Here is a 12,554-nt window from a genome sequence, read left to right as displayed (position 1 = left end):
AGGAAGTGCCTTTTTCACTCACTCAATTAATTGGTGTACCAAAGCCATTAAAGGCAAGTATGAATGCTAGCGGTATAGGCGCTGTTCGCACAAGTACTTGGCAAAAAGGCGTTGTGTTTGAAGAAGTAATAACCGACTGGCAGCCAAACAAAAAAATGCATTATAGATTTGATATAGACCCAGATGCTATCCCCGATGACGCACTCGATAAACACGTAAAACTAGGCGGTGAATACTTTTCACCTCTTTACGGTGGGTATGAGTTAAGTGAAGATAAAAGCGGCAATACGATTTTAACGTTAAAAACGACCGTGCAAGATAATACAAATTTTGGTGTTTATTCGCGAATATGGGGTGAGGTGATATTTCAAGATTTTCATCATTCACTTTTAACGTTGATGAAAAACAGAGCTGAAAAATCACTTATCGCAGCTGTTTCTTATAATTAGCTTAAACCATTGTGACTATAAAAAATATTACACGCTAAAAGTTAAAGCCTTTGCATTTGCAAAGGCTTTTGTTTTAACTGCTAACTTTTACCAGATCATTTCTACAAATTCAGGGTGGTCGATATACGGGTTACGATTGCCTTGAAATTCAAACGCTGCTTGGTTACGGTCAAGTTCCATTTGGCTTACAGGATCGCTGTTATGCCAGTTAAGCAGCATGGCTACAACCCAGCTTTCAAATACTTGGTTGCTTGAACCATTAAGTACAGCATTACTTGAGGTCGTTTTGGTTTGCCAAGTGCCTATTACATTTTCGTAGCGCGTTGCCATGTAAAAATAAGCGCGAGCAAAGTCACCTTTAAATTCGTCAATTGGCTCAAATACAGTACCTGAGTAATTTAATGAATTTGCGGCAGAACCTAATTTACTTCCGTTAGTTGATGTAAATGAAGCGCTTGCTACTTCACCAAATGGGAAGTTACTACGTTTTGAGTTTACATAACCGTCGGTTGCGTAAATATGATGCACATCTGAGTTCATTGGTTCAATAGTGCCGCCAAACCAGCTTTTAGGAAATGAATGTTCACGGTTGTAACAGCCGCCTTCTCCACTATAGTTACCACATTGATCGCTCACCGCAGCATAATTGTAGCTATCTGAGCCGTTTGGTTTTTCGCTATACATATCTAAAATGCTGTTATCGTTTTCAAAGTATGTATCACGTGCTGATGAGTCGTAAAAATTCCAAATAGCCGAGTAACCCTGTGCATTATGATCTTTAATAATATTATAAAGCTCAGTTTTTAGTGCATAACCCGATAGCCCTTGAGCAGTAACATAGTAGCCAGTTGGTGTTGGGTTGGTCCCGCCGCCATCACCAGAGCCACTGCCTAAAGTAAATTCCGTGCTGTCTGTATTATTAAAACTTGCACCGCTAGCAAGTGTGGTAGAGCCTTGCTTAAGCGCATAACTGCCATTACCTGTTGAACAACACATGCCATCGCCGTAGCTGTCGTTAATAACAAGTGTGTAAGTACCATCAGTTAGGCATATTTGCTCATCATACTGAGTGTTTGATGCGTAACCACTGCCGTTAGCAACAGCACTACCTTGATTGTTATTAACGGCCCAGCTAGTTTCGCTACCGTAATTATCGGTATTAAGCGTTAGTGTAAGGCTATTGTCGGTACAACTTGTTGATGCGTTGCCATCAGCATTTGGTAAAAAGTTATCTACGTATACGGTTTCGCTGCCATCAAATCCACTTACATCATAAAACCTAAGCCCTACGCTAATTGTTTTATCACTATTTGCTGTATAGCTATGGCTAACTGTTTGCCATTGGTTAGTTTGTGCTTGATTTGAATAGCCTTGATAACCATCTACATACAAGCGAGCTTTAATTTTACCTTCGGTGTGGTAAACATCAGCCGAAAAGTTATAGATTTTACCCGCTTCTACAGCAACTTGTTGTAGTAAATCAGTGTTACTTTGCGATCCTGTTGTTACATTTACAGCAGCAGAGCTACTACCGCTTTTAACTGTACTGGTTGAGCGCGTTAAGCTGATTCCGCTATCAATAGTGCTCCAAGAACTAGGTGTATTGCCAGTCCATTGTTCAAAGTCGCCATTAGCTACATTGGCCATTACAGGTAATGAGCCAAGTAATAATACGGTACTAAGTAGTTTATTTTTATATTTCCCGTGTAACATAGTTGTTCCTATTTTTATTTTGAATGAGGAATATACCCTACATTAGTTAGGTTACAAAATTGTTAATTTAAAGTGCTGTAAAAGGCAATAATCGTCCTTTAATCTGTTTTTGAAGGTATTTTTATAAATTAATAACTAAATGGAATATCAAAGCAGATTCTATTCTTTTTTTATCTATGCAGAGCCCGTTATCCTACATACTTAGAAAACCTCAACAGATACGCTCTGGATGAGGTAAAACTCATTTTTAACAATACACAAAGTGTGTTGTGTTTAATTTTCAGGGTTATGGGGAATCGATTCATGTTGTTAGGTCAACTAAATGCTGCGGCAAGCCCGCTATCGCAAGATCAAGTACAAAAGCTGCAAGGTTTAGTGGCTGAACTTAATCCAATTCAACAAGCGTGGGTAAGTGGTTACTTAGCTGCAAATGCTAATTCGGCTGCGTTAGGTGCTTCTACGGCAGGCGTACCGGCTGCGGGTGATGCAGCAGCGCTAACTATTTTATATGGTTCGCAAACAGGTAACGCAAAAGGTGTAGCTACCAAAATGAAAGAGCAGGCTGAGTCGCGAGGCTTAGCAGTTAAGCTTGTTAGCATGTCAGATTACAAACCAACAGCCCTGAAAAAAGAAAAGTTTTTAACTATCGTTGTATCTACTTACGGCGAAGGTGAGCCACCTGAAGACGCAGAAACACTTCACGAATTTTTAGCCACTAAAAAAGCGCCAAAACTAGACGATGTAAAAATAGCGGTTATTGGCTTAGGTGATTCTAGCTATGAGTTTTTCTGCCAAACAGCAAAAGATTTTGAAGAGCGTTTAAATAAACTCGGTGCGCAAACCATATATCAACGTGCTGATTTAGATGTAGATTACGAAGATGAAGCTGCAACATGGATTGCCGGTGCAGTTGATGCATTCGAACCTGATTTAAAAGCGCAGCAAGAAGCCGCTGGTGGTCAAGTTGTATCAATGCCATTTGGCGCACCAATGACCGCTTCAAGCCAATATACAAAACAAAATCCATTTGAAGCAGAGCTATTAACAGTTCAAAAAATTACCGGTCGCGACTCCACTAAAGATGTACGCCACGTTGAAATTTCGCTTGAAGGTTCAGACATTACTTACACACCTGGTGATTCATTAGGTGTGTACTTTTTAAATGATGATGTATTAGTTGATGAAGTACTTACACTTACTCAAATAGATGCAACAAGCATTGTAAAAGTAGGTGATGAAGAGCTAAGCGTACGCGGCGCACTTATTGAAAAACTAGAGCTGACTCAGTCATACCCTGGTTTTGTAGAAAAATACGCAATAGCAACTGGTACGCCTGAATTATTAAAGCTTGTAGAAGATAAAGCCGCAATGCGTGCGTATATTGAACCTCGCCAAATATTTGATGTAATTCGCCAAAACCCTGCAAAAATTGATGCACAAAAATTAGTAGACTGCCTACGTAAACTACAAGCTCGTTTGTACTCAATTGCATCTAGCCAAGCTGAGGTTGAAGACGAAGTACATTTAACACTAGGTCTAGTGCAGTTTGATGCATTTGATAGCGAGCATTTAGGTGGCTGTACTGGTTACTTAACTCGTCGTGCAGAAGAAGGTTGTAAAGTTAAAGTATTTAGCGAACACAACGACAATTTCCGTCTACCCACTAACGATGATACACCTGTGATTATGGTTGGTCCTGGTACGGGTATTGCGCCGTTCCGTGCATTTTTACAAGAGCGTGATTCGCGTGAAGCACAAGGCAAAAACTGGTTGTTTTTTGGTAACCCACATTTCACTCAAGACTTTTTATACCAAGTAGAAATACAGGGTTATTTAAAATCGGGTTTACTTAACAAAGTAGATGTTGCATTTAGTCGCGATCAAGCAGAAAAAGTATACGTACAAGATAAGTTACGCAGTAACAGTAAAGACGTGTTTGAATGGCTAGAAGCTGGCGCTCACTTTTATATTTGTGGCGATGCAAATCGCATGGCAAAAGATGTACACAACGCCTTGCTTGATATTGTTAAAGAAAACACAGGCAAGAGCAATGAAGACGCAGAGCAATATTTAAAAGATTTGCGTAGCGCAAACCGCTATCAGAAAGACGTGTATTAATCACGTTTCTTATTTTATTTAACAGCTAGCAGCCGTCACTGTAACAAATTTAGGATTTAAAATGAGCGAACAAGATAAAAACGTAAAACTTTCTGATAACGAACGTTTGAAAAGAGAAAGTAACTTTTTACGTGGCACCATAGAAAAAGATTTAACAGACGAAATTACTGGTGGCTTTACAGCCGATAACTTTCAGTTAATACGTTTTCACGGTATGTACCAACAAGATGACCGCGATATACGTGGTGAGCGCGCTAAGCAAAAGCTAGAGCCGCTACATAATGTAATGTTACGTGCACGTATGCCTGGCGGTATTATTAAGCCAGAGCAGTGGTTAGCAATCGACAAGTTTGCAGATGACAAAACAAGCTACGGCAGCATTCGTTTAACAACGCGTCAAACGTTTCAGTTTCATGGAGTGTTAAAGCCTAATATTAAAGGCATGCACCAAATGCTTGATAGCGTAGGTATAGACTCTATTGCTACAGCGGGTGACGTTAACCGTAATGTGCTTTGTACTACTAATCCCGTTGAGTCTGAGCTACATCAAGAAGCTTACGACTGGGCTGCAAAAATTTCTGAACATTTATTACCAAAAACGAAAGCGTATGCCGAAATTTGGTTAAATGGCGAAAAAGCAGAAACCACAGAAGAGCCAATTTTAGGATCTAATTACTTACCGCGTAAGTTTAAAACCACGGTGACTATTCCACCTAACAACGAAGTTGATGTACACGCTAACGATTTAAACTTTGTGGCAATTGCTGATAACGGCAAACTTGTTGGTTTTAACGTATTAGTGGGCGGTGGCCTTGCGATGACGCACGGCGATACAGCAACTTATCCGCGTAAGGCTGATGACTTTGGCTTTATTACGCTAGAAGATACCTTAAAAATTGCAGAGCATGTTGTATCTGTGCAGCGCGATTGGGGTAATCGTTCAAACCGTAAAAATGCAAAAACTAAATACACATTAGACCGTGTAGGTGTTGATGTATTTAAAGCAGAAGTTGAAAAGCGCTCAGGCGTTACGTTTGCACCAAGCCGTCCGTTTGAGTTTACTCACCGTGGCGATCGTATTGGTTGGGTTGAAGGCATTGATGGTAAGCACCACTTAACGCTATTTATTCAAAGTGGTCGTATTTTAGACTATCCAGGCAAGCCGCTTAAAACAGGTTGTCGTAAAATTGCAGAAGTTCACCAAGGTGACATGCGTATGACGGCAAACCAAAACTTAATTATTGCTGGCGTACCTGCAGATCAAAAAGCCGTGATTGAAGAGATTGCACGTAGCCATGGCCTGATTGACGACACAGATTCGCAGCAGCGTAAAAATTCTATGGCGTGTGTTTCACTGCCAACGTGCCCACTTGCAATGGCCGAAGCAGAGCGTTACTTACCAAGCCTAGTAGAAAAAACTGAAGCATTACTTGCTAAGCACGGTATACCCGATGACAGCATTATTATGCGCGTTGTAGGTTGCCCTAACGGTTGTGGCCGCGCAATGCTTGCAGAAGCAGGTTTAGTAGGTAAAGGCCCAGGTAAGTACAACGTTTACTTAGGTGGTAATTTAGAAGGCACACGTATTCCTAAATTGTACCTTGAGAACGTAGGCGAAGACGTTTACCTAGAAGCATTCGATAAGCTCATTGGCCAATGGGCAAGCGAGCGCAATGACGGTGAGTGTTTTGGTGACTTTGTTATACGCAAAGGCATTGTTGCTGAAGTAAAAGTATCAGTAACCGATTTTCACGCTTAATTAAATACCAGCGCTTTGGCGCTGGTGAGGTTTGGAATTTACCATGAGTGAATTTAAAAACATTTTACAGCTAGATAAACAAAGCCAAACGGCTATGTTAGCTGATGCTAATGGTTTACTAGCGAATATGAGCGCAGAACAGCGTGTTGCATGGGCGCTTGATAACTTGCCTAATACGGCTTTTTTATCATCTAGCTTTGGTATTCAAGCGGCAGTAATGCTGCATTTAATGACCTCACAACGTCCAGATATTCCCGTTGTATTAACCGATACAGGCTATTTATTTCCTGAAACGTATCAGTTTATTGAGCAAATGAGTGAGCGTTTATCACTTAACTTAAAGGTGTATAGAGCGCCGCTTAGCCCAGCATGGCAAGAGGCTAAATTTGGTAAACTATGGGAGAAAGGCGAAGACGGCATTAAGCAATATAATCAGCTTAATAAAGTAGAGCCGATGACCCGTGCGTTAAAAGAAATAGAAGCGGGCACGTGGTTTAGTGGTTTGCGCCGCGATCAATCATCTACACGTGCTGATAAACAGTTTGTAGAAATTAGCCGTGGTACCGTTAAAGTGTACCCGATTATTGAATGGTCTAACCGCGACGTGTATCAGTATCTTACTAAGCACGATTTACCTTACCACCCATTATGGGAGCAAGGTTATGTGTCTATGGGAGACGTACATACAACACGTAAGTTAGAACCAGGAATGACAGAGGAAGAAACTCGCTTTTTTGGTTTAAACCGAGAATGCGGACTACACATGGATGGTGACGGTATTTAACGCGACTACGGTGTAGTTAAATTGCAAATAAAAACGCAGCTTCGGCTGCGTTTTTATTTTCTTTTATTAGGGTACAAAAAATTGCCTAATTAAGTATTTTTTATTAGACTCAAGGCAATAAAGGATTAATTAAAGCAGGAACGCTATGAAATACTTTACCTACTTAGCTATATCAATCATGGCTATTGCAGTTATCTCTTTGTTTTATTTAAAAAAGCCCGATGGTCAAACATGGCTTTCTGCATCATCAATTAGCAGTGAATCTCAGCAAATTAAAGAAAAAATGGTTGCGCTATCTAGCAATACTTTGGACCAAGCAGTGCAGGGCGTTAAGCAAGCTGGCGATAAAATTGCGAGCAGTATTTCTGATGAACCAATGCCTGAAAGTACTACCTCAAGCAGCAAAATTTTTAAGTGGCAAGACGAAACAGGCCAATGGCACTTTTCTGATACACCTAACCCGCATGCAAAAAGTATTGAAGTAAAACTCGATCCTAAAGATATTACTGTTATTGCAGCAGAAGACACATCTATTTTAAATACCTCTCCAAGTACAAATACAATGTCGGCTGCACCAGAGGGGATCAGTATTTTGAACCCAGACTCTGTTAAAAAGCTATTTAATGATGCCGAAAATGTAAAAGACAAACTAGAAAAACGTAATAAAGAAATTAATAATTTAAGTGCACTCTAATTATTTAGAGTGAGTGCTTTTATGGTTTTTTAAATAACGTTTTTCGGCTTCCATCAATAATACGGTTAAATATATTTTAGTGGGAAGCGACAGCAGTACACCTACAGCAATGCATGCCGCGGCTATAATTATTCCTTTAATACCATGATTAACAGTGAAGTAACTCGACACAATTAAAGTGTGGCCAGTCACAATAAGGCACAACCCAAGCACTATTGATGTTTTAAGCAGCCTAATTATCATCGTTTGCGACATAGTTACCCCACTAATAGTCGCTATAGTGTAGGCACGCTTTAAATGCTTAGCATTGATTTAAGACAACAAACAGCACACATAAAAAAGCCCAGCTTATTACTAAACTGGGTTTTTAAATGTATTAACTACTGTCTTTGTTAGTCGAGCATATTACGCAGTACATATTGTAAAATACCGCCGTGTTTGTAGTAATCCCACTCTTTAGGGGTATCAATACGTACATCAGCACTCAAGGTTACTTTTTTACCTTCGGCATTTGTAGCAATAACGGTTACTTCATCGGTTTTATCGTACAGGCCATCAATATCAAATTGTTCTTGCCCTGTTAACCCATGTGACTCGTAGCTTTCACCTTCTTTAAATTGCAGAGGTAATACACCCATACCAATTAAGTTAGAGCGATGAATACGTTCATAGCTTTGTGCTACAACGGCTTTAACGCCTAATAAAAGTGAGCCTTTAGCAGCCCAGTCACGAGATGAACCCGTACCGTATTCCTTACCCGCTAAAATAATGAGTGGCGTATTATTTTTTTGATACTCCATTGCTGCATCATAAATACTCTCTAGCGTATCGCCAGGCTGAGTACGTGTTACGCCACCTTCAGTACCTGGTGCTAGTAAGTTTTTAAGACGCACATTAGCAAACGTACCACGCATCATTACTTCGTGATTACCACGGCGTGAACCGTACGAGTTAAACTGCGCTTTATCTACGCCATTTTCTTGCAAGTATAAACCTGCTGGTGCATCTGCTTTGATAGCACCTGCTGGAGAAATATGGTCAGTGGTTACTGAATCCCCAAGCTTAGCTAAACAACGTGCACCTTCTATAGTAGGAATGCCCGGTGGTTCTACTTTCATACCATCAAAAAATGGTGCTTTTTTAATGTAGGTAGATGCGTCATCCCAATCGTAAAGTTTGCCATCTGGTATTTTAATTTGCTGCCAACGGCTATCGCCTTCGTAAACGTTAGCGTAGCTTTTTTCGAACATTTCTTTAGTTACTGTTTCTTTAACTAGGTCACTTACTTCTTTAACGCTCGGCCAAATATTTTTAAGGTAAATATCGTTACCGTTAGCATCTTGAGCCAGGGGTTCGTTGTATACGTCAATATCGGTTCTGCCCGCAATGGCGTAAGCAACAACAAGCGGAGGCGACGCTAAAAAGTTCATTTTAACATCTTGGTGAATACGCCCTTCAAAGTTACGGTTACCCGATAAAATAGAGCTCACTACCAATTTATGTTTTTGAATTGCGTCTGATATTTCAGTTGCAAGCGGCCCTGAGTTACCAATACACGTAGTACAGCCGTAGCCAACTAAGTTAAAGCCTAGGCTTTCTAGGTCATCCATCAGGCCTGCTTTTTCTAGGTAGTCGGTAACTACTTTAGAGCCTGGTGCAAGTGATGTTTTAACCCAAGGTTTTACATTAATGCCTAACTGTTTTGCTTTTTTGGCAACCAAACCAGCAGCTAAAATAACACTTGGGTTAGAAGTATTAGTACAGCTGGTAATTGCGGCAATAACACAAGCGCCATCGTTTAGTTCAAACTCTTGGCCTTTAAATTTAACCTTAGCGGCGCCCATAAACTGCGCTTCGTTAACTGGTTCATCTGGATTTGTTGTTGGCCCTTCACTTTCAATACGAGCTTGTTCTTCGTCGCTATTATCACGACGAGCCATACGTTCATCTTGAAAGTTTTTTAAATGCTGGCTAATCACTTCACCAGCCTTGTCTAGGGAAATTCTATCCTGTGGTCGTTTAGGGCCTGCAAGGCTTGGTACAACATCACCTAGTTTAAGCTCGAGTGTATCGGTATAGCTAGCTTCGTCACCATCGTTACGCCATAAACCTTGGTGTTTTGCGTAATCCTCAATTACCTTTAGGTGACTTTCGTCGCGGTTTGTTAAGCGAAGGTAGTTAATGGTTTCATCATCAATTGGGAAAATACCACACGTAGCGCCGTATTCTGGTGCCATATTCGCTATGGTTGCTCTATCGGCAAGTGGTAAGTCGGCAAGGCCATCACCATAAAACTCTACAAATTTACCCACTACACCATGGTTACGCAGTATTTCGGTTACAGTTAACACTAAATCGGTTGCGGTCGTACCTTCAGGTAAGCGGCCGCTTAGCTTCATACCGACTACTTGTGGAATGAGTAAGCTAATTGGCTGACCAAGCATGGCTGCTTCGGCTTCAATGCCGCCGACACCCCAACCAAGCACACCTAAGCCATTAATCATGGTGGTGTGAGAGTCAGTCCCTACAAGCGTATCTGGGTAAGCGAATTTTTTGCCGTCGCGCTCTTCATTAAAAACAACGCGCGCTAAGTATTCTAGGTTTACTTGGTGAACAATGCCGGTTGCTGGTGGCACTACTTTTAAATTATCAAAAGCGGTTTGTCCCCAACGTAAAAATTCGTAACGTTCTTTATTTCGGTCGTATTCAAGTTTTGCATTTAAATCAAATGCACCATCATTTCCGTAGCCATCTACTTGTACCGAATGGTCAATAACAAGTTCAGCAGGTGATAACGGGTTTATTTTTGCAGGATCGCCACCTAGCTTCTCCATTGCGTCACGCATCGCGGCTAAATCAACAATAGCAGGTACGCCGGTAAAGTCTTGCATAACTACACGGGCAGGTGTAAAGGCAACTTCAGATGCAGGTTTTGCTTGAGGATCCCAATTAAGAAGGGCTTGAATATCTTGTTCTTTTATATTTGCGCCATCTTCGTTACGAAGAAGGTTTTCAAGTAATACTTTTAAGGAAAAGGGCAATCGTTTCGCTTTGTCGCCAAGTCCTTTTAGAGAATGAATATGATATTGCTCACCATTTATTGTGAGCTGATGTTGGGTATCGAAACTATTATTCATTATTTGCCCCTTTATGAATTAGAAAAATATTTTGAAGAGTGACCTCTGTAGTGTTCGAGTTGCAAAGTACATACCAGTGTAAAAAATCGTGTTTAGAGAATGAATTTTGTACAGTTAATATAGTAGAGATGATGCTGAAAAGTTTAATTTCAAGAGATGATTTGAAAGAGGTAGGGTCAAAAGTTATTTCGACCCTTATTAATTATTGTAACCAACCTTGTTGCTTACCTTTAATACTCAAACAAAGTAAAGCAATGGCAATAATGATTACAAAAATAGGCATAAATACAGCACTTGCGCCAAGTAGCTCAATACTGTTTATGACCACAAAATTATAATATTGCTGAATTAAAATAGCGCCGAGCGATAGCGCAAAAGTAGGTGTTGCCAGCGCGTTTTTAGCAAGTAAAAACAGACAACCAAAAGTGCTTCCAAATACAGCTATAGCAAATGCAATGGTTGACCAAATAGGAACGTTAGAGTAGGCAGCTTGTTGATCTAGCGGAAGTTTACCTATCATTTCGGGTGTCATCATCATGTGCATAGCAAATGCAATAACGCCAAGTAAGTTCCATATTAGTGCCGCCTATACAACTGGCTTAAACCAATTTTTAGGTGTTTTAACAGACATTTTATAACCTTGTTTTTATTATTATTAACCAGGTTATTAAAGAGTAAAAAGGCCAACTATACAAGTTGACCTTTTTATATAAAAAGAGGGCTTTTAAATGCTTAACCAAATGAAATAGGACGACGACCTGTTTTATCATCTACTTTTGGTTTTTTAGTTCGCTTGCGCTTACTTTTAGCTGGCTGATTTGTTGGTTGTGGTGCAGCTTGCTTTGACTCTGCTTGAGTTTGTACCGCAGGTTTTTCTGCAGGGGTTGCATCTTCACTTAGCACAAGTTTAAAAAATTCACCATCAAATTCTAATACATCGCCACTGTATAATTTTTTCCGCTTTATTGTACAAATTTCATGGTTAACACCCACATAGCCTTCGGTAATTAGGTTTTTAGCTTGGCCGCCACCTTCAACTAAGTTTAGTACTTTTAATAATTTACAAAGCTCAATTGGCTCTTCTTCTAATTCTATTTCTATGTATTCTTCGTTCATATTTGCTCTCGGTGGGGTAACGCACAAGCTGTAGTATAAAGGCTTGCAGCTACTTTTGCACCAAAGCAAGTGACTTTCGCTAATTGTAATACTTAAATAGCTATGAAATTTTTTATGTATTTTATCTGTCTTTAAAAAAACTGAAGCAATTGAAGAGTAACCTTTGCAGCAGTTAATTTTACGTATGGCCTGCTAATTGCTAAAACTTTGGCGGATTAAATAGTTTTCATTAAATGGAGTAGGAAATGGGCGTAAGATTAGCAATGAAAAAAGAGCTAATGGGATTAGACAATTCAGGTATGTTAACTGCTGACGATGTTAGAGAGCACCTTGCTAATTCTGTAAAAAAGCAAGCTGATCAAGATGAGCGCGGTTTTTCTGTAATTTCAAAATTCAATGATACCCATAGCCGTTTAGTTAGTGGTGATGCCACGAGAAAAACAAAACTTGAATTTGAACGTCATCGTTTATTTAAAGAAGTTTTATATACTCGCAAAAGTGTTGATGCTTGGTTAGATAGCCAAACTAACTGATTTGCTATTTATCAAAAATCAAATAGACTACAAGTGTAATCTATTTGAGGTTGATGATGAAAAATATACTTTTAGCGTGCTTAGTCATTTTATTAAGTGCGTGCCAGCAACCCACTGTGTATGTTTACACGCAAGCACTGAGTACAAATCAAAAGCAGCAGCTAGAAACTAAACTGGCTGCTCAAACTCTACCTTATCAATACCAAAATATCGTAGTACCAAAAGCATATAAAAATGCGACGTTAGTTGTC

Annotated in this window: 10 protein-coding genes and 2 pseudogenes; 7 read left to right on the top strand and 5 right to left on the bottom strand. The window is 39.9% G+C overall.

Going from position 1 to position 12,554, the window contains the following annotated elements; genetic code table 11:
• Positions 1–449 (top strand): annotated as a pseudogene (locus CXF89_RS17525) (hypothetical protein); the annotation flags it as partial.
• 87 nt (positions 450–536) lie between these two features.
• On the opposite strand, the gene CXF89_RS17520 reads toward CXF89_RS17525, so the two are convergent.
• Positions 537–2,162, bottom strand: a complete 1,626-nt coding sequence (locus tag CXF89_RS17520; RefSeq protein WP_121955327.1) for an endonuclease — start codon at positions 2,160–2,162, stop codon at positions 537–539.
• Positions 2,163–2,465: 303 nt separating this feature from the next.
• Between CXF89_RS17520 and CXF89_RS17515 the strand changes: the two genes are divergently transcribed.
• The 4 genes from CXF89_RS17515 to CXF89_RS17500 all read left to right on the top strand — a co-directional run bounded on the left by CXF89_RS17515 (position 2,466) and on the right by CXF89_RS17500 (position 7,517).
• Positions 2,466–4,280, top strand: coding sequence for an assimilatory sulfite reductase (NADPH) flavoprotein subunit (locus CXF89_RS17515; protein WP_121955326.1), 1,815 nt, complete (start codon positions 2,466–2,468; stop codon positions 4,278–4,280).
• A 61-nt stretch (positions 4,281–4,341) separates the two neighbouring features.
• Positions 4,342–6,039, top strand: a complete 1,698-nt coding sequence (gene cysI / locus CXF89_RS17510) for an assimilatory sulfite reductase (NADPH) hemoprotein subunit (protein ID WP_007582193.1) — start codon at positions 4,342–4,344, stop codon at positions 6,037–6,039.
• Between the two features lie 43 nt (positions 6,040–6,082).
• The gene (locus CXF89_RS17505; RefSeq protein ID WP_007582191.1) at positions 6,083–6,823 is read left to right on the top strand and encodes a phosphoadenylyl-sulfate reductase; all 741 of its coding nucleotides are present in this window, start codon (positions 6,083–6,085) and stop codon (positions 6,821–6,823) included.
• A 145-nt stretch (positions 6,824–6,968) separates the two neighbouring features.
• Positions 6,969–7,517 carry a DUF4124 domain-containing protein gene (locus CXF89_RS17500; RefSeq protein WP_010554783.1) on the top strand — a complete coding sequence of 183 codons (549 nt, stop codon included), beginning with the start codon at positions 6,969–6,971 and terminating at the stop codon, positions 7,515–7,517.
• Here the strand turns inward: CXF89_RS17500 and CXF89_RS17495 are convergent, their stop codons facing one another.
• The 4 genes from CXF89_RS17495 to CXF89_RS17480 all read right to left on the bottom strand — a co-directional run bounded on the left by CXF89_RS17495 (position 7,518) and on the right by CXF89_RS17480 (position 11,770).
• A complete protein-coding gene (locus CXF89_RS17495; RefSeq protein WP_007582187.1) occupies positions 7,518–7,772 on the bottom strand; it encodes a hypothetical protein in 255 nt (84 codons plus the stop codon). It abuts the gene before it with no gap.
• Positions 7,773–7,909: 137 nt separating this feature from the next.
• Positions 7,910–10,654 (bottom strand): aconitate hydratase AcnA, encoded by a 2,745-nt coding sequence (gene acnA / locus CXF89_RS17490; RefSeq protein ID WP_010554785.1) that lies wholly within the window; start codon positions 10,652–10,654, stop codon positions 7,910–7,912.
• 202 nt (positions 10,655–10,856) lie between these two features.
• Positions 10,857–11,231: a hypothetical protein gene (locus CXF89_RS17485; RefSeq protein WP_257983240.1), complete on the bottom strand. Its 375-nt coding sequence runs from the start codon at positions 11,229–11,231 to the stop codon at positions 10,857–10,859.
• Between the two features lie 155 nt (positions 11,232–11,386).
• Positions 11,387–11,770, bottom strand: coding sequence for an RNA-binding S4 domain-containing protein (locus CXF89_RS17480; protein ID WP_121955325.1), 384 nt, complete (start codon positions 11,768–11,770; stop codon positions 11,387–11,389).
• 245 nt (positions 11,771–12,015) lie between these two features.
• Here CXF89_RS17480 and CXF89_RS17475 point away from each other — a divergent pair, with 245 nt between their 5' ends.
• A complete protein-coding gene (locus tag CXF89_RS17475; RefSeq protein ID WP_007582180.1) occupies positions 12,016–12,303 on the top strand; it encodes a hypothetical protein in 288 nt (95 codons plus the stop codon).
• A 56-nt stretch (positions 12,304–12,359) separates the two neighbouring features.
• Positions 12,360–12,554, top strand: a pseudogene (locus tag CXF89_RS17470) (hypothetical protein); the annotation flags it as partial.

Origin of the sequence: Pseudoalteromonas sp. MelDa3, from assembly GCF_002863625.1 — a bacterium.
Classification (GTDB): Bacteria; Pseudomonadota; Gammaproteobacteria; order Enterobacterales; family Alteromonadaceae; genus Pseudoalteromonas; species Pseudoalteromonas arctica.
Note: the sequence above shows the minus strand (reverse complement) of the source record. Positions and strands in the feature narration are given on the sequence as shown.